The sequence below is a fragment of the Micrococcoides hystricis genome, assembly GCF_042434215.1.
Taxonomy (GTDB): Bacteria; Actinomycetota; Actinomycetes; order Actinomycetales; family Micrococcaceae; genus Micrococcoides; species Micrococcoides hystricis.
Window position 1 is genome coordinate 188,974 of sequence record NZ_JBHLUB010000032.1, and the last position, 23,041, is coordinate 212,014.

General features: G+C 61.7%; 25 protein-coding genes, 1 tRNA gene and 1 pseudogene. 17 read left to right on the forward strand and 10 right to left on the reverse strand.

Annotation, left to right across the window (positions count from 1 at the left end):
• Window positions 1-90: 90 nt before the first annotated feature.
• Genes ACFFFR_RS11190 through ACFFFR_RS11225 form a run of 8 tightly spaced genes read left to right on the forward strand, consistent with a single transcriptional unit; the run spans window position 91 to window position 8,772 of the window.
• Entirely contained in the window at window positions 91-801 is a 711-nt protein-coding gene (locus ACFFFR_RS11190; RefSeq protein ID WP_377460488.1) for a hypothetical protein, read from the forward strand.
• Window positions 768-1,379 (forward strand): copper resistance CopC family protein, encoded by a 612-nt coding sequence (locus tag ACFFFR_RS11195; protein ID WP_377460490.1) that lies wholly within the window; start codon window positions 768-770, stop codon window positions 1,377-1,379. Before ACFFFR_RS11190 ends, ACFFFR_RS11195 begins: the two co-directional genes overlap by 34 nt.
• A 36-nt stretch (window positions 1,380-1,415) precedes the next feature.
• Window positions 1,416-1,997: a copper chaperone PCu(A)C gene (locus ACFFFR_RS11200; RefSeq protein WP_377460492.1), complete on the forward strand. Its 582-nt coding sequence runs from the start codon at window positions 1,416-1,418 to the stop codon at window positions 1,995-1,997.
• A 31-nt stretch (window positions 1,998-2,028) separates the two neighbouring features.
• A complete protein-coding gene (locus tag ACFFFR_RS11205; protein WP_377460494.1) occupies window positions 2,029-3,366 on the forward strand; it encodes a Dyp-type peroxidase in 1,338 nt (445 codons plus the stop codon).
• Between the two features lie 33 nt (window positions 3,367-3,399).
• Entirely contained in the window at window positions 3,400-5,550 is a 2,151-nt protein-coding gene (locus tag ACFFFR_RS11210; RefSeq protein WP_377460496.1) for a bifunctional copper resistance protein CopD/cytochrome c oxidase assembly protein, read from the forward strand.
• Window positions 5,547-6,353, forward strand: coding sequence for a hypothetical protein (locus tag ACFFFR_RS11215; RefSeq protein ID WP_377460498.1), 807 nt, complete (start codon window positions 5,547-5,549; stop codon window positions 6,351-6,353). The genes ACFFFR_RS11210 and ACFFFR_RS11215 overlap by 4 nt, the downstream gene beginning before the upstream one ends.
• A gap of 7 nt (window positions 6,354-6,360) precedes the next feature.
• Window positions 6,361-8,268: an NHL domain-containing thioredoxin family protein gene (locus tag ACFFFR_RS11220; RefSeq protein ID WP_377460499.1), complete on the forward strand. Its 1,908-nt coding sequence runs from the start codon at window positions 6,361-6,363 to the stop codon at window positions 8,266-8,268.
• A gap of 30 nt (window positions 8,269-8,298) precedes the next feature.
• Window positions 8,299-8,772, forward strand: coding sequence for a flavodoxin domain-containing protein (locus ACFFFR_RS11225; protein WP_377460501.1), 474 nt, complete (start codon window positions 8,299-8,301; stop codon window positions 8,770-8,772).
• Between the two features lie 69 nt (window positions 8,773-8,841).
• Here the strand turns inward: ACFFFR_RS11225 and ACFFFR_RS11230 are convergent, their stop codons facing one another.
• Window positions 8,842-9,591: an efflux permease Rv1217c-related protein gene (locus ACFFFR_RS11230; RefSeq protein WP_377460503.1), complete on the reverse strand. Its 750-nt coding sequence runs from the start codon at window positions 9,589-9,591 to the stop codon at window positions 8,842-8,844.
• Between ACFFFR_RS11230 and ACFFFR_RS11235 the strand changes: the two genes are divergently transcribed.
• Window positions 9,581-9,862, forward strand: a complete 282-nt coding sequence (locus tag ACFFFR_RS11235) for a hypothetical protein (RefSeq protein WP_377460505.1) — start codon at window positions 9,581-9,583, stop codon at window positions 9,860-9,862. The two genes, ACFFFR_RS11230 and ACFFFR_RS11235, sit on opposite strands and share 11 nt — an antisense overlap.
• On the opposite strand, the gene ACFFFR_RS11240 is transcribed toward ACFFFR_RS11235, so the two are convergent.
• The 6 genes and pseudogenes from ACFFFR_RS11240 to ACFFFR_RS11265 form a co-directional block, all read right to left on the reverse strand.
• Window positions 9,817-10,080 (reverse strand): hypothetical protein, encoded by a 264-nt coding sequence (locus tag ACFFFR_RS11240; protein WP_377460507.1) that lies wholly within the window; start codon window positions 10,078-10,080, stop codon window positions 9,817-9,819. The genes ACFFFR_RS11235 and ACFFFR_RS11240 overlap by 46 nt on opposite strands.
• A complete protein-coding gene (locus ACFFFR_RS11245; RefSeq protein ID WP_377460509.1) occupies window positions 10,077-10,226 on the reverse strand; it encodes a hypothetical protein in 150 nt (49 codons plus the stop codon). Before ACFFFR_RS11245 ends, ACFFFR_RS11240 begins: the two co-directional genes overlap by 4 nt.
• Window positions 10,223-10,450, reverse strand: coding sequence for a hypothetical protein (locus tag ACFFFR_RS11250; protein ID WP_377460511.1), 228 nt, complete (start codon window positions 10,448-10,450; stop codon window positions 10,223-10,225). The genes ACFFFR_RS11245 and ACFFFR_RS11250 overlap by 4 nt, the downstream gene beginning before the upstream one ends.
• Window positions 10,451-10,552: 102 nt before the next feature.
• Window positions 10,553-10,627 (reverse strand): annotated as a pseudogene (locus ACFFFR_RS11255) (hypothetical protein); the annotation flags it as partial.
• A gap of 93 nt (window positions 10,628-10,720) precedes the next feature.
• Window positions 10,721-11,758 carry a hypothetical protein gene (locus ACFFFR_RS11260; RefSeq protein ID WP_377460512.1) on the reverse strand — a complete coding sequence of 346 codons (1,038 nt, stop codon included), beginning with the start codon at window positions 11,756-11,758 and terminating at the stop codon, window positions 10,721-10,723.
• Between the two features lie 5 nt (window positions 11,759-11,763).
• Entirely contained in the window at window positions 11,764-12,756 is a 993-nt protein-coding gene (locus ACFFFR_RS11265; protein ID WP_377460514.1) for an AEC family transporter, read from the reverse strand.
• 303 nt (window positions 12,757-13,059) lie between these two features.
• On the opposite strand from ACFFFR_RS11265, the gene ACFFFR_RS11270 reads away from it, so the two are divergent.
• Window positions 13,060-13,821: a DUF429 domain-containing protein gene (locus ACFFFR_RS11270; protein WP_377460516.1), complete on the forward strand. Its 762-nt coding sequence runs from the start codon at window positions 13,060-13,062 to the stop codon at window positions 13,819-13,821.
• A 1-nt stretch (window position 13,822) separates the two neighbouring features.
• On the opposite strand, the gene ACFFFR_RS11275 is transcribed toward ACFFFR_RS11270, so the two are convergent.
• Window positions 13,823-13,896: transfer RNA gene (locus tag ACFFFR_RS11275), tRNA-Gly, on the reverse strand.
• Between the two features lie 33 nt (window positions 13,897-13,929).
• Window positions 13,930-14,382, reverse strand: a complete 453-nt coding sequence (locus ACFFFR_RS11280) for an SseB family protein (protein ID WP_377460518.1) — start codon at window positions 14,380-14,382, stop codon at window positions 13,930-13,932.
• A 51-nt stretch (window positions 14,383-14,433) separates the two neighbouring features.
• Here ACFFFR_RS11280 and dcd point away from each other — a divergent pair, with 51 nt between their 5' ends.
• The gene (gene dcd, locus ACFFFR_RS11285) at window positions 14,434-15,015 is read left to right on the forward strand and encodes a dCTP deaminase (RefSeq protein WP_377460520.1); all 582 of its coding nucleotides are present in this window, start codon (window positions 14,434-14,436) and stop codon (window positions 15,013-15,015) included.
• 28 nt (window positions 15,016-15,043) lie between these two features.
• Here the strand turns inward: dcd and ACFFFR_RS11290 are convergent, their stop codons facing one another.
• Complete coding sequence (locus tag ACFFFR_RS11290; protein WP_377460522.1) at window positions 15,044-16,333, reverse strand: MFS transporter; 1,290 nt, start codon at window positions 16,331-16,333, stop codon at window positions 15,044-15,046.
• Window positions 16,334-16,479: 146 nt separating this feature from the next.
• Between ACFFFR_RS11290 and ACFFFR_RS11295 the strand changes: the two genes are divergently transcribed.
• From ACFFFR_RS11295 to mnhG, 6 genes are read left to right on the forward strand one after another with little or no spacing between them, the layout of a single operon-like run.
• Window positions 16,480-19,500, forward strand: a complete 3,021-nt coding sequence (locus ACFFFR_RS11295; protein ID WP_377460524.1) for a Na+/H+ antiporter subunit A — start codon at window positions 16,480-16,482, stop codon at window positions 19,498-19,500.
• On the forward strand, window positions 19,497-20,105 hold the full coding sequence (locus tag ACFFFR_RS11300) for a Na(+)/H(+) antiporter subunit C (protein WP_377460526.1): 609 nt from the start codon (window positions 19,497-19,499) through the stop codon (window positions 20,103-20,105). Before ACFFFR_RS11295 ends, ACFFFR_RS11300 begins: the two co-directional genes overlap by 4 nt.
• Window positions 20,105-21,712, forward strand: coding sequence for a Na+/H+ antiporter subunit D (locus tag ACFFFR_RS11305; protein ID WP_377460527.1), 1,608 nt, complete (start codon window positions 20,105-20,107; stop codon window positions 21,710-21,712). Before ACFFFR_RS11300 ends, ACFFFR_RS11305 begins: the two co-directional genes overlap by 1 nt.
• A complete protein-coding gene (locus tag ACFFFR_RS11310; protein ID WP_377460529.1) occupies window positions 21,709-22,332 on the forward strand; it encodes a Na+/H+ antiporter subunit E in 624 nt (207 codons plus the stop codon). Before ACFFFR_RS11305 ends, ACFFFR_RS11310 begins: the two co-directional genes overlap by 4 nt.
• Window positions 22,329-22,628 carry an MrpF/PhaF family protein gene (locus tag ACFFFR_RS11315; protein WP_377460531.1) on the forward strand — a complete coding sequence of 100 codons (300 nt, stop codon included), beginning with the start codon at window positions 22,329-22,331 and terminating at the stop codon, window positions 22,626-22,628. The genes ACFFFR_RS11310 and ACFFFR_RS11315 overlap by 4 nt, the downstream gene beginning before the upstream one ends.
• Window positions 22,625-23,041: a monovalent cation/H(+) antiporter subunit G gene (gene mnhG / locus ACFFFR_RS11320; RefSeq protein WP_377460533.1), complete on the forward strand. Its 417-nt coding sequence runs from the start codon at window positions 22,625-22,627 to the stop codon at window positions 23,039-23,041. Before ACFFFR_RS11315 ends, mnhG begins: the two co-directional genes overlap by 4 nt.

Genomic DNA, 23,041 nt, shown 5'->3' on the forward strand with positions numbered 1-23,041 from the left:
TCCGGTTAACACGAAAAGCTTCTGAAGGTGGCCATGGGCTAAACTGGTACAGGCCCATCATGGTGATTCAAGGAAGAAGGAGGGTGTGGCGTGCAACAAAACGCGAGCACCACTCCGATCACCGGCGCCAAACGACTGCTGCGCGGTTGGATCGCGGCCTTTGCCGCCACCACGTTCGCGGCAATCTCCCACACCTGGGCCGCGCCGGTCACCATCGAACCGGCACTACTGATGCTCTCGGTGGCCTTCGCAGCCCCGATCACGGTCTTTTTCGCTAAGTACCGGTTCACCCCGAAAATCACCGCAGTCTCCGTCTTAGCGGCCCAAGCGGTCTTCCACACCATCTTCATGGCAGCCCCGCACGGCTCACACTCCGTGCTGGCCCAAAGCCATCACTGCGGTCCGATCACCGCCACCGGGACCGGGCACTCCGGTAACGGAAACATCTTCGAGATGGTCGCCGCCCACATGAGCCCGGCCATGCTCACCGCGCACATTCTGGCCGCCGTCGTGACAGCCGGCCTGCTCTGCTACGGCGAAGAAGCCCTAGCGGCGCTTCGCGCACTTCTGGGGTGCCTGCGCCCCTACTCCGTCTTGGTCTGGGACAACTCCGCAGTCGTCACAACTGCGGCACCGGTAGCCACCGGTCACAGTGCACCACTGTCCCCAGTCCTCACCTTGCTCCGCAACGTCCGATCTCACCGCGGTCCACCTGCCATGCTGTACCGCTTCCACACCACACTGAATCCAGTAAAAGGACGTATTGCATGGCAACCGCTTTCCATTTCACTCGCCGGCTGATCTTGGCCGGACTGGCTGCCCTCGCCCTGAGCGTGGCCGCCATCATCCCGGCTACCGCCCACGATGAGTTGATCAAGGCAGTCCCGGCCGAAAACGCCGAACTGGCCACCGCGCCAGATCAGGTCGAACTGACCTTTTCCGGCAACCTCACCACCGGACAGGGGATCCCCAACGTGATCCTAGTCCGCGGTGAGGACGACACTAACTGGGCTGAGGGTGAAGCCGAAGTGGATGGTCGCACCATCTCCGTCGGGGTGAAAGAGAACCTGCCTGCCGGGGAATACCGTGTCTCCTACCGCGTGGTCTACTCTGATGGGCACCCGGAAGAGAAGATGTACCGCTTCACCGTGGCCGGTGAACAGACCGGCGCGGCTGAACAGGACACTGCGACAGCACAGCCACAGACCGGTCAGGACACTGCCGAAGAGGCGACACCGGAAGTCGACACCGAAGCTACCGCAGCTAACGATGTCGGCGCCGGACCCGGTTTTGGCCAGTGGATCGCCATCGGTATCGGCCTTGCACTCATCCTTGGATTCTTTGGTTGGAAGCGCACCCAAAAGCGCCCTTCCGCATAAAACCATCAAGAATCTTTCAAAGGAACATACTCACAAATGAAGAACATCCAGAAGTTTGGCCTCAAGTCCGTCGCGCTCACCGCAGCAGCCCTGTTGGCACTGACCGGTTGCGCCGCAGGCAACAATGACAACGAGACGCCAAACACGGACACCACTCAGAGCGCGCCAGCCGAGGCCGGCGCCCTCGAATTCACCGAGTCCTGGGCCAAGGCCACCGATGGCAGCATGACCGGGGTCTTCGGCGACCTGAAGAACGTCTCCGACGCCGATGTCACCATCACCGGTGGCAAGGCCGACTTCGCAGACCTGATCGAGGTTCACGAGACCGTCGAGGACGGCACCGGTTCCACCAAGATGCAGGAAAAGGAGGGCGGTTTCACCATCAAACCAGGTGACACCCTCGAGCTGCGCCCGGGTGGGGACCACATCATGGTCATGAAGCTGAACAAGGAATTGGTCCCCGGTGAGGAAGTCACCTACTCCGTGACCTTCGCTGACGGTGGCGAACAAGAGTTCACCTCCATCATCAAGGAATTCGCCGGCGCCAACGAAGAATACGTGGGCGACGATCACGACGAGCACGGCGGTCACGGTGACGACGAACACGGTGACCACTAAAAACGAGTAACAAGGATTCTTAGGAATTATTATGACTGCTGATCATCAGCAAGCCGATGCCGCCGCGGGCACCAACCAGGCTGCCCGCGGCGTGCGCCGGCGCACGCTTTTCAAAACCGCTGGTGCTGCCGGTGTCACCGCCGCCCTGACGGCTGGCGGATTCGGGGCCGGACGGCTCAGCGCCGCACAAGACATTGACGAAAAACTCAGCCTCATCGGCTCGGACATCGTGGACTTCTACGGTGCCCGCCAAGCCGGTGTGGGCACCAGCCCGCAGGCACACGCCTGCTTCATCGGGCTGAACCTGAAACCGGACACGGACGCTAAAGGTCTGACCCGGATGCTGCAACTGCTCACCGATGACGCCGCCCGGCTCTCCACCGGGACCCCGCCGCTGGCGGACCCGGAACCGGAGTTGGCGCTGCGGCCGGCCCGACTGACCGTGACGTTCGGCTTCGGGCGCAAGGTCATGGACCTGCTGAACCCGCAGCTAACCCCGGAGTGGCTGAAACCGTTGCCCAAGTACGGCATCGACAAACTGCAAAAACGCTACACCGGCGGGGACCTGCTCCTGCAGATCTGCGCCGATGACCCGCTTACGGTGGCGCACGCCCGGCGGATGCTGCTGAAGGATTCGCGCTACTACACCACCATGGCGTGGATTCAGCACGGCTTCCGAAACGCGCGCGGCTCCTACCCGGAGAAGACCACCATGCGGAACCTGTTCGGCCAAGTGGACGGCTCGGCCAACCCGGACCGGGGTTCGGAGAACTTTGACTATCTGGTCTACGGGGAAGGCGAGTTGGGGCACATCCCAGCCGGCATGGACGCGGAGAAGGGCGGGCACCTGAAACCGTGGTTCCCGAACGCCACCTCCTTGGTGCTGCGCCGGATTGAGATGAACCTAGATACCTGGGACGAGTTGGACCGGCCGGCCCGGGAGATGTCCGTGGGCCGGACTCTGGATACGGGTGCACCGATCACCGGCGGCGGGGAGTTCGACGAACCAGACTTTGAGAAGATCAACCCGCACGGGTTCCCGGCTATCCCGGATATCTCCCACATGCGACGTTCCCGCAGTGACAACCCGGATGAGCAGATCTTCCGCCGGGCGTACAATTACGAGGACGTGCCCGATGCGGTCTGGGAAGGCGAAGCCGACGAAGACACCGCGGTGTCCAATGCCGGACTGCTGTTCGCCTCCTACCAAGCCGACGTGGAGAAGCAGTACATGCCGATCCAGCAGCGCTTGGCGGACCTGGACCACTTGAACATCTGGACCACACCGATCGGCTCGGCCGTGTTCGTCATCCCGCCCGGGGCTGACGAGGGCGAGTACGTGGGCCAAAAGCTCGTCGAGCACACCTAAATCCGTTTATCGACCCTAAGAGATACGCTGCACATGGCCTCCACGCCCCTGATCCGTCAACTGAACCGCATCACGTACTGGGTGCTGCCCGCCGGCATCGCGCTCACCCTTGCGGTGCTGGTGGGAACCATGGCGGCCACCGGCCTGAACCAGGCCGGATCCATTGTGGATGCCGGGGCGCTCACCCGGTGGGCGTTGCCGGTGTTCACCACCACCTCGCACACGGCCATGACGATCACGCTGGGCGCGTTGATCGTGGCGACCACCCTGTTGCCGCATTACACCCGGATCATCCCGCGCGCCGATGAGGCGGACAAACCCGGTCGGGTGCCGGAGGGGGAGCGTTTCCACCCGGTCTTTGCCAGCACGTTGAAGATCGCGGCGGTGGCCTCCATGGTGTGGACGATCGCCGCGTTGGGCACCCTCGTGTTCTCCTTCTCCGATCTGTCCGGCATGCCGGTCTCGGCCAGCGAAGGGTTCTCCGGCGGGTTCATCGCGTTTGCGCAGCAGATCTCCGTCGGCCAAGCCTGGTTGGCCGTGACACTGATCGCGGCGGTGACCTCCACCCTAGTGATGGCGCTGCGCTCCTACCCCGGGCTGTTCCTCACCGCGCTGCTCGGCTTCACCGCGATCATCCCGTTGGCGCTGATCGGGCACTCGGCCGGTGGTGACGACCACTACGCGGCCGTGAACTCGATCCTGCTGCACCTGATCGGTGTCATCGCGTGGGCCGGCGGGCTCATCGTGCTGGCGATCCTGGGGCCAAAACTGTTGGCCGAAGACAAGGTGTTGCCCCGCAGCAAGCGAGCCGGTGCCCGGCAGGGCAGTGGGGAGCGCTCGCTGATGGCGACCGTGGTGGCACGCTACTCGGTGCTGGCCATGCTGGGCATCATCACGGTGGCGATCTCCGGTATTGTCAACGCGCAGATCCGGATGGAGCACTGGCACCAGATCGCCTCCCCGTGGGGCATGATGGTGCTCACCAAACTGGTCCTGACCATGGTGTTGGGCGTCATCGGTTTCATTCACCGGCAGTGGCTCATCCCCAAGCTTGGCGGTAACGACGGCAAAGCGCGCGGTCTTTTCTGGTGGTTGGTTGCCGCCGAAGTGCTCATCATGGGCGCCGTCATGGCGGTGGCGGTCGTGTTGGGCTCAACCGCGCCACCGAAGCCGGAAGAGATCTCCCCCAACGCCTCCCCGGCCCGCATCCTGACCGGTTACGAGCTGCCACCGGAGTTCACCCTCGAGCAGTGGTGGCTGCAGTGGCGCTGGGACTGGCTGTGGATCGCGATCACCATCTTCTTGGCGGTCTGGTACGTGCGAGCAATGCTGCGGCTGCGCGCACGCGGGGACAATTGGTCCCTGTTACGCACCGTTTCCTTTTTGCTGGGCCTGCTGCTGCTGTTCTACACCACCTCCGGGGCGCTGACGGTGTACGGCATGGTGCTGTTCTCCGCGCACATGATCGAGCACATGACGCTGACCATGATCATCCCGATCTTCTTGGTGCTGGGCATGCCGATCACGCTGGCACTGAAGTCGCTACCGGTCCGCACCGACGGGTCTTGGGGGCCGCGGGAATGGATCCTGTGGCTGATTCAGTCCCCGTGGGCCAAGTTCTTCACCAACCCGGTGGTGGCCTCGGCCAACGTCGCCGGGTCCATCGTGGCGTTCTACTTCACCCCGTTCTTCAACTGGGCGGTCTCCGAACACCCGGGCCACGAGTTCATGATCTTCCACTTCCTGTTCGCCGGCTACATTTTCACCGCCGTGATGATCGGGGAAGACCCGTTGCCGACGCAGCCGCCGTACCCGCTACGGCTGGTATTACTCTTTGTGACGATGGCGATGCACGCCTTCATCTCCTTGGCCATCACCACCGGGGACAACCTGTTGGCTGCCGACTGGTACGGCAACATGGGCCGGCCGTGGGGCCCTGATGCCATCACCGACCAACACCTAGGCGGCTCGGTCATGTGGGGCATCGGTGAGCTGCCAACACTGGCCATGGCGGTGATTGTGGCCGTCATCTGGGCCCGCCAAGACAAGAAGGAAGCCGTCCGGCAGGACCGGCAGGCCGACCGCGACCACGACGCGGAGCTGGCCGCTTACAACGAGATGTTCGCAGTGATGGCGGAGCAGGACGAGTCCGCCGACCGCAAACCCGGCAAGGACAGGGCATGAACCGCACTAAGATTGAGCGTATGCGTACCTCTTCTGCCCGTTCCTGGTCGGCCATCTCGGCGCTAGCCTTGCTCGCGTTGACCGGTTGCGGCGCCGAGTCCGAGCCGGTCGAGAACCCGCACACCGGACAGAGCGCTCCCGCCGGAGCGAACGAAACGGCTGAAGACGAGGCCTCGGTGGCGCCCGAGCTGAGCCGGCAAGAGGCCGCAGTGCAGCGCGGCAGCCAGCGTGCCGGGTCCTTCGGTTTCGACAAAGCCCAAGCCGCCACGGCCGAAGAACTCAAACAGCTCCGTGACTCTGAAGCCCCGCAAGCCTCAGGGGTGCACCCGGCCCAGTGCGCAGACGCGCTGGCCACCATCGATTCGTCCCCCGCACAGCTGAGCGAACAGTCCGCCCGGATTGACTTCGGCTCAGACACCTTCACCGGCACCGGGACCGTGGAAGCCGCCGTGCTGGAAGGCGCAGAAGCCACTGACTGGCTGGCCGAATTCCGCCAGAATGTGCAGACCCTGACCTCGGACTGTGAAGAACTCGAGTTCGTCGTTGACGGCCAGAAATTTGCTTTCACCACCAACTCCCTTGACACCGAAGCGGATACGGTCGGGCTGAGTTGGCAGCGCAAACCGCTGCTGGCCGGATCCCAGTCTGCCGCCCAAGAAGGCACCGTGAACTCTCAGGTGATGGTTGCGGAACAGGACGGCGCCCTGTTCTTGGTGTCATTCATCGGGGACGAACCCGCCACCAGTGGCGAGTTCACCCAAATCGGACAGAAAATCCTTGCCGCCATGAAGGAAGAGAAGTAGAGAAGAAATGCCATCGTCTGTTGACAACCTGCGCACCGACTACCGGGTGCGTGCTTCTGAGCTGACCGGTCGCGGTTGGCTCAACACCGGTGGAAAAGACCTCGACCTAGCAGCCCTGAAGGGCAAGATCGTGGTCCTAGATTTCTGGACGTTCTGCTGCATCAACTGCCTGCACGTACTGGATGAGCTGCGCCCGCTGGAAGAAAAATACGCTGACGTGCTGGTCACCATCGGCGTGCACTCACCAAAGTTCGAGCACGAGGCCAAAGAAGAGGCACTCGTCGCGGCGGTGGAGCGCTACGAGATCAACCACCCGGTCCTCGATGACCCGAATCTGGAGACCTGGCAGGCCTACACCGCACGTGCTTGGCCAACACTGATTGTGATCGACCCGGAAGGGTACATCGTCGCCCACCTGGCCGGCGAAGGCCACGCGAATGGACTGGGCGTGCTGATCGAGGAACTGATCGCCGAACACGAGGCGAAAGGCACCCTGCACCGCGGTCAGGGCCCGTTCGTGCCACCGGAACCGGTCTCCCGGACCCTGCGTTTCCCCGGCAAGGCCAATGAGCTTACCGACGGCACCTTCCTGGTGGTTGACTCCGGCCACCACCGTTTGGTGCGGCTGGCCAACGACTTGGAAACCGTGCTGGCCACCTACGGTTCCGGGGTGAAGGGCTACGCCGACGGCCCGGCAACCTCGGCACAGTTCAACGAACCGCAGGGCGTGACGCAACTGCCGGAGCAGTTGGCTGGACAGCTCGGCTACCACGCCGTGGTGGCGGACACCGTGAATCACCGGCTGCGTTCGCTGAACTTGGACACCGGAGAGGTCGGCACCTTGGCCGGCAACGGTGTACAACGGCTGCTGGATTCGGACTTTGCCAAAGTCGATGATGGGGACCCGCTCAACGAAGCCCTCTCCTCGCCATGGGATGTGCACTTCCACGCCGCCTCCGGCATCGTGGTCATCGCCATGGCCGGTACCCACCAGATCTTCCACTTTGACCCGGTCGCCAACAAAATCGAGGTCCTGGCGGGAAACGGGCTGGAAGGCCTGCAAGACGGGCCTGCTGAGGAAGCCTGGTTCGCCCAGCCATCCGGTCTGGCCGAGGACAAGGACGGCGCCGTGTGGGTGGCCGACTCCGAGACCTCCGCGCTGCGTAAGCTCACCATCGAAGGCACCGGCATTGATGCCCGCGCTACCACTGAGACCGCCATCGGCACCGGCCTGTTCGACTTCGGTTTCCGGGACGGTGCCGCCGAGGACGCCCGGCTGCAGCACCCACTGGGTGTGGAAGTGTTACCGGACGGCTCCATCGCCATCGCGGACACCTACAACGGAGCGATCCGCCGCTACAACCCGGCCACCAAGGAAGTCTCTACCCTGACCCGCGGGCTGAACGAGCCAGCCGACATCCTGATCACCGCCGGTGCCGACGGCACCCCGATGCTGCTGGTCTCCGAGACCAACGCGCATCAGCTGATCCGGATGCCGATCCCGGCCGATGCCCAACAGGTTGACGAGGGTGCCCATCAGACCCAGCGTCCACCCACGAAGGTCTCCTCAGGGGCGTTCGAGCTGGATATCCGCTTCGCGGCCCCGGCAGGGCAGAAGCTGGATGACCGCTGGGGCGATCCCACCCAGCTGCAGGTGTCCTCCTCGCCGGAAAACCTGATCCTCTCCGGTGATGGAACCTCGGTCGGGCTGCATCGGACACTGGAAATCAACCCTGACGTTACCGAAGGCGTGCTTCACATTACGGCCCGCGCCGCAGCCTGCGACGGGGAAGAAGGCGGGGAGATCCCGGACCATGCGGCCTGCCACCTGTACCAGCAAGACTGGGGCATCCCACTGGTCATCGATTCTAGCGGTGCAACAGAATTGGTTCTGGATCTACGCGGGGTAAACTAGCCCACAACACACGAAAAGAGGTGTCGAAAGATGTCCACACTCGTCGTCTACGCCAGCAGACACGGATCGACCAAGCAGATCGCCGAACAGATTGCCCGGCAGCTGCGGCTCGCCGGTGTCAAAGAAGTCAAATGCCTGCCCACCGATGAGGCTGAAGCTCAGCTACCAGAAGCCAAATCCGTGATCGTGGGCTCACCAGTGTACGCGAACCGGTGGCACCCAGACGGTGCCGTCTTCGTCGAAGCCAACCGGCAGGAGCTCGAAGACAAGAAATTGTTCCTCTTCAGTTCCGGCGGTTCCCCCGACCTTGAACCGACCATCGAAGCGGGTCTGGCCGACTACGCGCCGGAAGAGCAAGTCTACTTTCAGGGCAAACTGTCCAAGGCCTCACTGAACCCGATCGAAAAGGCGATGATTTATTTCGCAAAGGGCCAGTACGGTGACTACCGGGACTGGACCAAGATCAACACGTGGGCCGACCAGCTGGCCCGTAAAGTGGTCTAAACCCACCAGCATTCCTAAAAGCAGCGACCCCGCCACAGTTCTTATTCTGTGGCGGGGTCGCTGTCTCTTCTAGGCAGCTCGCAAGATTACGTGGAGTGCAGGTCTCGGCGCCGGAACCCGAAGAGACCGACCACGCTGAGGACAACGGCGGAGCTTTGCTGTGTGACCGAAGGGCGAGAACCAAGAGGTCCACTCATCCAGTTGCTGGATCTCACCGAAGGAGCCGAGGAAACCGCCGTAGGCGACCAACAACCACACTGCCTTGGACAGACTCGGCAGCCAACCGATCAAGAGCGCGGTCACCCCGGCAAACAACCAGAGCGCCGGAATGTAGGCGGCGGCCGCACCCATGACCTTGCCGAAAAGATCGGGATCATCGATGGTGGCCGCCCCGGTGGCACCCAGTACGGCGACGGTCAGGTGGCTACCCAACCAGCTGCTCCGGGTCTGCCAGCTGGCCCGCGCGACTTCCGCACGGCCGGCGTTCTCCTCGGAGCGTGAGCGCAGCATCGTCGCAACCGTGAACACTGCTGCCACCGTGGCGATCACGGTCATGATCATGGCGATGAAACCGTCAATGAGGGAATCTCCGCCGAGTTCGGCCATCGCGTCGTGCAGGATCTCAATGTCTTGCAGCATTTGTTCCACATCACCGACAAACGGTCCATGCATGGCCCCCACGGCAGCCAAGGCAATTGCATGGGCGATGACGCTGCCCCGGTGCAGCCGCAGCGCAAAACCCAGCGGGGAATGCAACGCCGCAGTGGCGGTGGGCCGACCCCCGCGAAGACCAGGCCCATCCCCGCGCGTGGGCGGCACCGTAGACGGCCGCGCCCTCCCAGAAGAAGGATTCGATGCTAAGCCCTCCCAGGTTCAAGGTCAGCCCGAGGGGCAAGGCCACGTTGATCAGAACGGTTTCGATGAGCGCGGCGCTCAGGGAGGCATCTCTACCGACAACTCCGGCCCGGACAAGCTCTGCTCGATCGGTTTCTTCTTCGGTCCGGGTGTGGCGCACCACAATGTGGGTGCTCATCAAGCCCACGATCACGCCATGAAGCCGACCATCTCGTGCGCCAGCATTGAACCGTAAGAATAATTGGTGAGGTATTCGGCCGGACCGGTCAAGGCCAAACTGGCGGGCGTATCCATGCTCTGGGCGACGACTTCGCGGTCCTCAGCGTTCGGGTAGAGGCCCGGGAAGGCGGTTGCTACAACTAGCGTGGCGCCGACAAGGGCGACTAACCAGACTACAATCCGAAACCGGTCCCGGCGTAGGGCAAAGTGCAGGAGAGTCAGTGTGCCGCTCATGATGAGACCTGCTCAGCGTGTGCGTTGGTGTAGCGAACGTGATGGGCTTTCAGCTCGTCGCCGTAGTGGCTGAGCATGAGCTCTTCCAAGGTGGGTGGTTGGCAGGTGAGGGCTTCGAACCCGAACTTGGCCAGGTGCGCCATCACCGGGAGCCAAGCTGCCAGATGGTGAGCACTTTGATGAAGTCGTCGAGGCGGGGATGATCAAGGATCACCTCCGCTTCCACGCCTTCTCTGGTGTAGACCAAGGCAGCCTCGATCAGGGCATCAACCAAGGCATCCGCGTGTTCGGAACCTTCCGCGAGGGTACGTGCGGTGTAAGCCATCAGCGGGGGTGCCAACGAAGGCTGCGTGGAACTGCTCGAAGACATCGCGCGGGCTACTTCGCATGCCCTTGGTTTTTTGTTCGCTGATCTGCTGAGCCAAGTATTCATCGCAGGCCAGACGTAGCCCATTCTTGGTCTAAAGTGGTGGGTGATCAGCGGAACCGAGACACCCGCGTCCGCCGCGATGTCTTTCAATTTGGCCTTATCGATGCCCTCGGCCGCGAGGGCTCGCTTGGTTCAGGGCAAAGCAAAGCCCGCTGGTTCTGCTGGTGCAGTTATGCCGACGGGCTGCAGTGAGGTTTTGTGGACTCCGGACTAGTAGGCGGAGTTGGATTTGAGCCAGCGCTCGGTGACGAAAGGCTTCACGAAATACTGGTTCGGGGCCAGCTTCAGGTCCGCATCAACTTCGGAGTTCATCTTGATGTCGTAATCTTTGGACTCGCCAGTCATCAGGTCGATGCCGGTGTATTTGATCCGAGCTTGGAAGTCGAGCACCGGAACATCCCAGTCGTTGCCATTTTTCTCGATGCTCACCTTGGGGTAGTCCCTGATTTCCCATTTGATGGTTTCTGGGTCCACCCGGTCTGTGGTGGCGTGGGAGAGCGGGCAACCGGTGGGTTGCAGAACTTTCTGCTTGGCGCACTCATCAAGGTAGTCGTTGATGTCTTTTTGGACGGCCTTCTGTAGGTCTTCTGTCGGGGCTGCCTGGAGCTCTAGGGGCAGCGCCATGCCGGAGGCATCAACGGCCAGCGTTTTGGATTGGGCAGCCAAGTATTTGCTGTCATCGGAGACGTGAACAGTCGCCGGGAAGAAGGTGGCGAGGTTGGCCTTGGATTCGTTGACTGGGGCGGGCTGACCGTTGACCAAGAGCTTGGAGGTGTTCGGTCCGGTGGCGACGTTGATGGTGCTCAGCGGTTCGGCGAGACTCCACTGGTTGAAGAAGAGCCAGGCGCGGCCTTCATGTTTGACGTGCAGCTGAACTTCGTGACGGTGACCGTCCAAGGTGTAGCTCAGGGGCACGATTTTTCCCCTTTCGTCGGCGCGAGATTCGCCAAATTCAATGCGCTGCATTCGCTCGACGCTGGCCCGTAGTGCTTCTCCGTCCAGCAGGACGGCTTGGCCGTTGACCTCGCGCTGGCTGAGCAGCCCTAAGGCTGTGCCGCCATCACCGGCGCGCAGTGAATCTAGGTAGCGTTTGGCAAAGGTTTCGGCGGAGAACTGGGTGGCGTTCAGTTGGGTGATGGTGATGATCCCGGCTGTCAGGACAACCGCGAACAGGGCGAGCCACAGGCTCACCAATTTGGGCACACTGGTTTTGGTGCTCTTCGCGGTAGTGGCAGATCCCTCAGACATGGCCCTCAGTTTAGCAAGAGGGCGATGGCGATCATGGCCGGGATCGCGGCAATCGTCGTGACGAGTACGGAGTCTTTAGCCACAACCAGTCCTACTTGGTAACGGGAGGCCGCCACGAATACGTTCTGCGCGGCAGGCAGTGAGGCAAGGACCACGGCGGCAAGAAGCTGGTGGCCTTCCAGTTGGAACAGGAACTGGGCGAGGAAGAAAGCAATGATCGGCTGGGCTACCAACTTCAAAACGGTAGCGACGCCGACATCCATGCGGCGGTTTGAGGACTTTTGCAGTGGCTTGGAGCCGACCAAGGAGATGCCGAAGGCCAGCAACATGCACGGCACGGCTGCGCCGGCAATCAGTTCGACCGGTGCGTTCAACACATCGGGGACCGGCCACTGCTGCCAAGAGAAGAGGATGCCGGCGAAGGAGCCGACAATCAGCGGGTTCTTGAGGATCTGCAGGCCAATGCGACCCAGTGTGACGTGCCATGGTGGGCGAACGCGTTGCACAGGAGCCCCGTCCGGGCCGATCTTGGCGACATGTTTTTCATGTTCACCGGTGATGGTGTCCAGGGCGGTCACGTAAATTGGCGTGTAGATGGCCAGCTGGAACATCAGCACTGGCGCCGCAAAAGATGCGCTCCCCAGAACATAAGTCGCGATCGGGATGCCGAGGTTGGCCGAGTTCACCATGGAGGAAGAGAGCGCGCCGATGACCAGTTCCCCGGCGGTCCGCTTGCGGAACAGGAAACGGGCAATCAGAAAATAGAGTCCTACCGCCGCGAAAGCCGACAAAGCGGCCACCCCCATTTGCGGTCCGAGGACCTCCTTGATGTTGGCTTGGGCCAGTGTCTCAAAGAGCAGGGCCGGAGAGGCCACGAAGAAGGCCGTCCGGGACAAAACGGATTCCGCGTTGGGGCCTAAAACGTTGGTGCGCCCGATGAAGTAGCCGATCAGGATGATGACCCAGACGATGGCAAAGCCGGAGAGGACCTGGATCAATCGGGCTCCTTACGGATGGGTGGAAGCGTGCTGCGGCAAACGCTGAAAGTATGTTCACATCATACGAACGCCCGTCTTCATCGCCATAATCTTGCCGGTGGTGCCAAGAGCGATGAAGGTCGAGGCCTCCGCACAGGACATCATATGGGGCAGCTCGTTTGGCGTTCGTTGGTTCGGGTCTTTCGGCCTCGATTTATGAACTAAATGCGGGTATCTGCTCTGAGATTGTTTCACTTCGTCTGGCACGACGGCAGCTAGGATTGACCGAACCGTACAAGAATTCTTTCACGGGGAAGGAGCGCCGTGGCGACGGACTCGGAGGGCTCGAGCATCTTTGGCGGGGTGGATCTGGCGGCGGAGTCTGGCAAGACAGCTGCTGCGACTATCCTCGAGGATGCAAGCGGGGTCAGCATCGTCGATGTGCGTATTGGTGTTGACGATGACAGCATCGTGGACTTGGTGGCAGGGGCGGTCACGACCGGCATGGACGTGCCGGTCGGGTGGCCAGCGGACTTCGTGAAACTCGTCTCTGCGCATGCGCGAGAGGAGCAAGACGTCCCTGTATCCACTGACCGTGCTTGGCGACGGGGTCTGGCGCTGCGGGCCACGGACCGGTTCGTGCACGAGCACATCGGCGGCTATCCGTTGAGCGTGGCGGCGGATCTGATTGCCTACCCGGCTTTCCGGTGGGCAGGGATCGAGGCCCGACTGCGCGGCGCCGGCGTGGATGTGGCCCGTGATGGGACCGGGAAGATCTGTGAGGTTTACCCGGCGGGTGCGCTGCGGGTGTGGGGTCTGCCGAGCCGGGGATACAAATCGGACCGGAATACTGCGGTGCGGGAGACGATCGTGGACGGGCTCTCGGCGAAAATGCCGTGGCTGGACTGGGGTGGGTTCGCACAGCGCTGCGTCCAGAACGATGATGCCTTAGACGCCGTCATTGCGGCCCTAGTTGCTAGGCAGGTGCACCACGGTGAAGCGGTTGCGCCGCCCGCGGAGCTTGCCGGGCTGGCGCGGCAAGAAGGCTGGATTTGGCTGCCGGTTCAAGAAGCAGAAATTAAATAATTGGAGCGGGTGACGGGAATCGAACCCGCGTATCTTGCTTGGGAAGCAAGCGCTCTACCATTGAGCTACACCCGCGTACACCTTGACAGTATACACACCCGAACCGGGTCAGTTTTCCGCGGGCTTATCGCTCAAGAAGTCGTTACGGATGGACTCCACACCCTTGGCGGAAATCTCGAACGCCACCGGTGTTCCGGGGTTGATGATGATGCCGCCGTTCTTCAACGAGGTCACCACGGCGCCACCGGGCACCCCCACCGCATGGGGTGTAATGGCCAAGTATTCCTGCGGCACATGCGTGATGTGGGTGAAGATCGCGATGACTGGTTCCTCATTCTTGCCCGCCAAGGTCAGCGGTTCAACCTTCTGCTCGGCGGTCGACTGATTGACCGGGTTAGGGGAGAGGAAGAAAACACGCTTCTCATTCAGGAAAGCTTCAATGATCTTCAGCGGCACCTGTTCCATGTTCGGGTCGGTGCGGCCCTGCCACATGACGTGGTCTAGATCGGTTTGTGGGGTGAATTCGGGATTCTTTGACGTTTCATTCGTTGATTCAGTCACCTTACTAGCCCACCAGATGAGCCTGTGTGCTGCAAGTGGTAAATTCTAGGTGTGTTGCTTTCAGACGTTGATATTCGCGCAGAACTGACCAGTGGTCGTATTGGCCTTACCCCGTTGGATATGTCCATGGTGCAGCCGGCCAGTGTTGACGTACGCATCGACCGTTTTTTCCGGCTCTTTGACAACCACAAGTATCCGGTCATCGACCCGGCCCAAGACCAGTCGGATCTGACCCGACTGGTTGAAGTGGACCCGGATGAACCTTTCGTGCTGCACCCGGGTGAGTTTGTCCTCGGCTCCACCTATGAAGAGGTGCGCCTGCCCGAAGACATCGCGGCCCGGCTGGAAGGCAAGTCCTCGCTGGGACGGTTGGGCTTGTTGACCCACTCCACCGCAGGTTTCATCGATCCGGGCTTCCAAGGCCACGTCACGCTTGAACTCTCCAACATGGCGACACTGCCCATCACCCTGCACCCGGGTTCCAAGATCGGCCAGTTGTGCTTCTTTCGGATGACCTCGCCTGCCGAGCACCCGTACGGAACAGGTCCGAATCAAAACCGTTATTTAGGTCAGCGCGGTCCAACCGCCTCCCGCAGCTTCCAGAACTTCCACCGCACCATCATCGACCGCTAACCGCTTCAGGCGGTCATTCCCCCCTGCTTTAGCTGTGGGTGATGGTTTCAGTGGCGGTGCCCACCCGGTCCTGATTCTTCACAGTCAGCAGGCTGAGCGCGCCAGCGATCAGAATCACGACGATCGCGACGATCACGAAGCGCTCATCCTTGGTGAAGAGCATCAGCAATGCGACCAGCCCCGGGGCCAAGAACGCGATGGATCGACCCGTCGTTGCATACAGACCGTAGAGCTCACCGGCGGTGTCAATGTTCGTCAGCCGACCGAGGAATGCGCGGGATGCGGATTGGGCGGGACCCACGAACAGGCACAGCGCAAGGCCCAAGCCCCAGAACGCCTCGGGACCGTTTTGGAAGAACATGATGGTGCCGACAATGATCATGCCGATCAACGAACCGTAGATCACCGGCAGCGGGCCAATGCGGTCATCCAGCCAGCCGCCCACAAAGGAACCTGCCGCCGCAACGACGTTGGCGACGATCGCAAACAGGATCACATCGGCCGGATCCAGACCGAACACCTGGGTGCCGAGGATAGCGCCGTAGGCAAAAACTGCGCCAAGCCCGTCACGGTATACGGCCGAGGCGATGAGGAACTTAATGGTGTTCCGGTCCCCGTGCCATAGGTCCTTCAAGGTTTGCCAGAGCTGCCGGTAAGAGGCCGCCCAGCTGACCTTTGCTTTGCCCGAAACGGGTTCATCCGCGGGCAGTGACACAAAGATCGGAATCGCGAACAAGCCAAACCACAATGCAGCCACAACCGCGACCACGCGAATGTTCAGGGCGTCATCTGAGGTAATACCAAACCAGTGGGTCTCACCGGAGACAAAACCGATGTACACGATCAACAGCAGCACGATGCCGCCCAGGTACCCGGCGCCCCAGCCGATGCCGGAGATCCGGCCGATGGTCGCGGGGGAGGAGACCCGCAACAGCAGTGAGTTGTAAGAGACTTCCGCGAACTCGAAGAAGACATTGCCCGCGGCGATCAGGACGACACCGAGGTAGAGGTAGCCCTCTTCGGGGCGCACAAAGAAGCAGGCGGCAATCAACACGACCACGATCGCGGTGTGAAGGCCCAGTTGGCGTTTTCGGTTGCCGCTGGCGTCGGCCCGCGCCCCGACCACCGGGGCGGTGAGCGCGACGATGATTCCGGAGATCATGTTGCCCACGGAGAGCACGGTGGTACCCCGGGCATCCGGGCCGAATGCGTCTGAGGCCAGATAGGCGCTGAAGACGAAAGTGACCATGACCGCGTTGAAGGCTGCTGAGCCCCAATCCCACAGTGCCCATGCCGCGACCTGACGATTCTGCCTCATACCTTCGCATGGTACCGGAGAAGCGTATACGGCGGGTGAGACCAAATGTCTCTCTTTAAGCTGAGCGCTGGATGCAGGAATGTTGCGGATGTGAACCGGGTTAGACTTAGAGAAAATCCGAGTACGCATCCTGTGAAGGGTCCTTTATGTTCGCTGTGCTGATCTGCCTCTTGGCGCTCAGCATGCTGGCCCCATTTTTGTTCCGAAAGTTCGGGCGTCGGACCTTCTACCTTCTGGCTGCGGCACCGGCCATCGCGTTGATCTGGTTGTTGGCCAACTATTCATCTTTCCTTGCCGGAACGGCCACCGGGGACGCCAGCAGCGCGGCCCCGCCGTACGAGCAGGTCATCCACTGGATCCCGGAACTCAATGTGGCGATCGCCTTCCGGATGGACGGGCTCTCCGCGCTGCTCGGTTTACTGATCCTCGGTGTTGGCGCCCTCGTGCTGGCCTACTGTGCCCGCTACTTCAAAGAGGACGATGACGCAGATCTCGGCGCTTTCGGTGCCGAACTGCTGGCCTTCGCCGCCGCCATGTTCGGGCTGGTGATTTCCGATGACATCATCATGTTGTTCATCTTCTGGGAATTCACTACCATCCTGTCCTTCCTGCTGATCGGCTACTCCGGTCACCGCATCTACGTGCGCCGCTCCGCACTCCAAGCCCTGCTGGTCACCGTCGCCGGCGGTTTAACCATGCTCGTTGGCCTCCTCATGGTGGCCTTTGAAGCCGATTCCACCAAGATCTCTGACATTATTGCGGCCGGCCCGGAGCTGGTCGCGGCAGGGCAGCACAATCTCGTCCCCGTCGCAGTTATCCTCATCTTGGTCGGGGCCATCAGCAAATCCGCGCTCGTGCCCTTGCACTTCTGGCTGCCCGGGGCGATGGCCGCACCCACACCGGTCTCCGCGTATTTGCACGCGGCAGCGATGGTCAAGGCCGGACTGTATCTGGTGGCCCGCTTTGCTCCGGCGTTCGCACCGGCGGACTATTGGCAGCTCACCGCGGTGACACTCGGCGCGCTCACCATGGTGGTCGGCGCCTACCGCGCGCTGCGGCAGGTGGACATCAAGCTGATCCTAGCCTACGGAACCATTTCCCAGCTGGGCTTTCTGACCACCATGCTGGCCGCCGGCACCGCCGAAGCCATGGCAGCGGGCCTAGCCTTGGTCCTCTCCCACGGGCTTTTCAAGGCGTCCCTGTTCTTGATCGTCGGGATCGTGGACCACGCCACCGCTACTCGCGATGTGCGCGAACTGTCCGGGCTGGCCAAACGCCAGCCGCTGCTGCTGGGCACTGCGGTGGTCGCCGCCGCCTCCATGGCCGGACTGCCGCCGACGCTCGGATTTGTCGCCAAAGAAACCGCTTTTGAGGCGGCTCTGGACTATCCGAACCTGCTGCTTCCCATTGTTCTGGTGCTGGGCTCGGTGCTCACCTTCGCCTATGCTGTCCGGTTCATGTGGGGGGCCTTCGGCACCAAGTACGATCCAAAAACCGGTGAACAGGCCCCGGATACGCGCTGGAATATGTCCAGCAAACTCATCTTCGTGGCGCCGGTCGTGCTGGCAGCCGCTTCCCTGATCGGGGGCTTCACACCCGGCGTCCTGCAGGTCCTGATCGAACCTGTCGCTAATGCGCTGCCGGGCACGGTCCCGCATTTTGCGCTTTGGCATGGCTTCACCGTGGCGCTCGGCATGTCCGTGCTGGCGATTGTGCTCGGCGCGGCACTTGCGCTGGCGCGCCCCGCCCAGGAACGGTTCCAGGTCATGGCTGGGGGCTGGTTGCCGCCGGCGGTGGATGCCGAGCGGATCTACCGTTCTGTGCTGGCCTTCATCGACGAACTGGCGGTGGCCGTGACCGGTCGAACCCAACGCGGTTCGCTGTCCTTCTACCTGATCATCACCTTCCTCGTCGCGGTCCTGGCCCCGCTGGCCGTCATCGTCGCGGTCGGGCTGCCCGAGAACCCGCAGTTCTTGTTGGCGGACTCGTGGGGACAAGTCATCTCCGGTGTCGTCATGATCATCGGGGCCATCGGCGCGATCCGGGCTCGGACCCGGTTTATGGCCGTCATCTTGGTGTCCGTGACCGGTTACGGTTTGGTGCTGATCTTCGCACTGCAAGGCGCCCCGGATCTCGCCCTGACCCAGCTGCTGGTGGAATCGATCATCTTGGTCACGGTCGTACTGGGGCTGCGTGCTCTGCCACCGAACATTGGGGCTCAAGATACTCGCCGCATTCAGTTCGGTCGCATGGCACTGGGCGCGCTGTTCGGTGCCGGCATGTTTGTGGTCGCGGTCGTTTCCATGGCTTCCCGTATCCACACACCGATCTCGCTGGAATTTCCGAAGCTTGCCGTCAACGGCGGTCACGGCGCGAACATCGTCAACGTGACGCTAGTCGATATCCGTGCTTGGGATACCTTCGGTGAGGTGACCGTCCTAGTCGCCGCGGCCACCGGCATCGCCTCCTTGGTGTTCGTGAAGTACCGCGAGTTCAACCGCACCCTCACACCGGAGGTGAAAACCGGTTCGATCGGTATTCTGCGGCAACCGGACGAGGACGATCTGCACCGGCGTGCCGAAGCGATGTTGGCGCACAAATTCTTCGCCACCCAGCGGCGTTCTTGGCTGGTCGGGACCCGGACGCAGGCCCCGCAGCGACGCTCCATTATTTTTGAGGTTGTCACCCGGTTGGTGTTCCACCCGATCATGATCTTGTCGATCTACCTGCTGGTGGCAGGGCACAACACTCCCGGTGGCGGCTTCGCCGGCGGGCTGGTGGCGTCCATGGCCCTGACCATCCGGTATCTTGCCGGTGGCCGCTACGAGCTGGAGGAAGCGATCTCCACCCCGGCCGGTACGGTGCTGGGGATCGGGTTGGCGGTTGCGACCACAGCCGCGTTGGCGCCGTTGGCCTTTGGCGGCCAGGTATTGCAAACCGCGTGGATTGACTTCAATTTGGGCATCTTCGGTGAACACAGTTTGGTGTCCTCGATCATCTTTGACGTGGGCGTCTACCTGATTGTGGTCGGACTTGCTTTGGATGTGTTGCGCACCTTCGGTTCCAAGATTGACTTGCGGATCGAGGAACGCGTCGCCGCGGCGCAGCTCGCCGAGCGTGCCGCCCGCACCGACGAAGTGGAAGCGGCAGAAGGGGGTCGGTCATGACGATCAACATCACGCTGCTGCTGGTGATGGCCGTCCTCTACGCCATTGGTGTGTATCTGGTGACCGAGCGCTCGCTGACCCGCATCCTGCTGGGCATGATGCTCATTACCAACGCCACGAACCTGCTGATTCTGGCCACCGGTGGTCTGGCCGGGCTGGCACCGATCGTCACCGGGGAAGCCAGCGCGGACGTGGACCGGTACAACGACCCGTTGCCGCAGGCCATGATGCTGACGGCCATCGTGATTTCTTTCGCAGTGACGGCGTTCTTCGTGGCTCTGATTTACCGGGCCTGGGTCATATCCCGCCAAGACGAGGTCGAGGATGACGACGAAGATAAGCGCGTGGCTTCCCAACCGATCTATGACGCGGAGGATGACGCCGAACTGCAAGCGGAGACTTCCGAGTTCGGTGCGGACCCCAACGTCGATTACGAGTTGACCCAGCGTGAGCAGGCCCGCCGTGAGGCGTTGGCCGGCCCGCGGGCTATTGGCGCCTCCGAACAGCTCATCCCGTTTGATGCTGACGAGTCCCCGGGCTCGCATCGACGGGATAACAAGGTCGTCCATCGTAAGCCGCGCGGTCATCGGAAAGGGGAGTTCTAGTGGATCTACTTTCCGTCCGTGACCTAGTTTCGCTGGCGCCGCTGTCGGTGACACTGCCGTTCCTCGGTGCTGCTATCGCGTTCACCTTGATCCGGCATCGCACCGCGCAGCAGGTCATCACGATCGTGACCCTGTCGGTCACCTTGATCATCGAAATGCTGATCTTGATCGCGGCCTGGGATCAAGGCGCCGCCTCGGTTGCGCTCGGCGGCTGGTTGCCGCCGTACGGTATCAACTTGGTGGTCGACAGGCTTTCGGCGCTGATGCTGGTGGTCTCCACCATCGTCTCGTTGGCGGTGTTGATTTACGCGACCGGTCAGGGAGCCACGGATGACTCCAGAGACGGTCCGATCACGATTTTCCACCCCACCTACTTGGTGCTGGTGGCCGGTGTGTCCAATGCTTTCTTGGCCGGTGACCTGTTCAACCTGTTTGTTGGTTTCGAGATCCTGCTGACGGCCTCCTACGTGCTGCTGACCATGGGCTCGACCGGTCCACGTGTGCGGGCCGGCGTCATCTACATGGTGGTCTCGGTGATTTCCTCCGCCCTGTTCCTGATCGCCATCGGGATGATCTACTCGGCCACCGGTACCGTGAACATGGCGGATTTGGCCGTCAAGCTGGCGGATCTTCCCGAACCGACGCAGATGATTCTGCACCTGCTGCTGGTGGTGGCCTTCGGGATCAAGGCGGCGATCTTCCCGCTGGCGTTTTGGTTACCGGACTCCTACCCAACCGCGCCGGCACCGGTCACCGCGGTGTTCGCAGGCCTGCTCACCAAGGTGGGTGTCTACGCACTGATCCGCACGGAAACACTGCTGTTCCCCTCAGACAAGTTTAATGATGTGCTGCTGACGATCGCCTCGTTGACCATGGTGGTGGGGATCTTGGGTGCTATCGCGCAGGCAGACATCAAGCGAATGCTGTCCTTCACCCTGATCAGCCACATCGGCTACATGATTTACGGGCTGGGGGTTGCCAATGAGATCGCGGTGGCGGCCACCGTCTACTATGTGGCCCACCACATCGTGGTCCAGACTGGTTTGTTCTTGGTGGTCGGGTTGATCGAACGCCGTGGTGGTTCCGCAAACCTAGAACGCTTGGGCGGACTGCTGAAGATCAGCCCCCTGCTGGCCATCCTGTACTTCATCCCGGCCATGAACTTGGCTGGCATCCCGCCGTTTTCCGGGTTCCTGGGCAAAGTTGGTTTACTCCAAGGCGGCATTGCCGTGAACACGCCGCTGGGTTGGGTCGGTCTGGCCGCAGCGATCGTGACCTCGGTGTTGACACTGCTGGCCGTTGTGCGAGTCTGGGCGCGGGCGTTCTGGCGTCGGCCGGAAGATGCTTTGCGTCCGGACGCATTGATCACCACCACGGATGAAAAACGCATCCGCTACTTCAACCGCACCATTTTGCACCCGGTGCTGGTGGCGCCGACGATCGCGCTGATCGCGGTCGGGGTTTCGCTGACGATCTTCGCCTCCGGCCTGTTCAACTATTCAGGCCAAGCGGCCCGCGACATCATCCTGCGCACCCCCTACATTGAGGCGGTGCTCGGGGACGATTCCGGGGCCAACGGATCCGTTGGGGTGGTGAAAGAACCGTGAGTGAATACCTGATGGACGCCAAGAAGGCTCGGCGCTCCAAGTTCTACATGGCGGCCTGGCTGACGGTCGTCTGGTGTGTACTGTGGCGGGACTTCACCATCGATACCATTCTCTTTGGGCTAATACTGGCCCTCGTGGTCAGCTGGCGGTACAAGTTGCCACCGGTGCTCTTGTCCGGCCGGTTCAACGTGTTCTGGGCCCTTGTGTTTATTGTGCGCATGGTTTGGAAACTGATCGTGGCCTCCATGAACGTGTCCTGGTTGGCGATTAGCCAAGGCCCACGGCTGCAGAACGCGGTGCTCGGTGTGCAGCTCCGTTCCAAAGACGACCTCGTGCTGACGGCGGTGGGTCACACGCTGGCGCTGATTCCGGGCTCGCTGGTCATTGAGGTGGACCGTTCCACGTCGACCTTGTACCTGCACTTCATGGATGCCACCAACGAGTCCGACGTCGATATGTTCCGCAAGGACGCTCTGCTGACCGAAGCCCTCATCATTCGGGCGATCGGCATGAAGTCAGAAGTTGAGCTCGTCAAACAGGAAGCGGCGGATAGGAAAGCGGGGCGGCCGGTCCAGCATGACGGTCTGCCCCCGTATCAGCGAGAGGAGCATTCCGGATGAACCCCATTGAAATCGCGTACCCGATTACGCTGGTCATCTTAGGTATCTCCGCGCTAGCCTCGGTCTACCGGATCTTCATCGGCCCGACCTTGCTGGACCGGATCATCGCTGCGGACGTGCTGATCATTACCGTGTCCTCCACCATCGTGGTCAGCATGATCCGTAACGGAACCATGGACTCGGTGGTGCTGGTCATGGTGGCCTCGGTGATTGGCTTCATCGGCTCGGTGACGATCGCCCGCTTCGTTCTGGAACGAAGCCGCATTGGTGACCCGATCAGGCAGGAGCAGTCATGACCGACGCCATCGATTTGCTCCCAGACTGGCTCGCCTGGATCATCGCCATCCTGATGGTCGCCGGTGCGCTCATGTCCTTCTTCGCGGCGCTGGGCATGCTCCGCTTCGGCGATGTGCTCTCCCGCGTGCACGCGGCCACCAAACCCCAGGTACCGGGACTGATGTTCCTGCTCATTGCTCTGGCAATCGCTGTGCGGGACTGGAGCTGGCTGCCGTTTCTGATCTTGGCGTGGCTGCTGCAGTTGATCACGGTTCCCGTCTCGGCGCACATGGTGGGCCGGGCCGTGTATCACACGGGTGGATTGAGCAAAGTGAAACTGTTCCGTGACGAACTTGGGATGGCCATTGACACCGAAATGGAGCAGTTACGCAAAGAGGAAAAAGGTCTGGGAAAAGGCCCTAAAAATTCATAG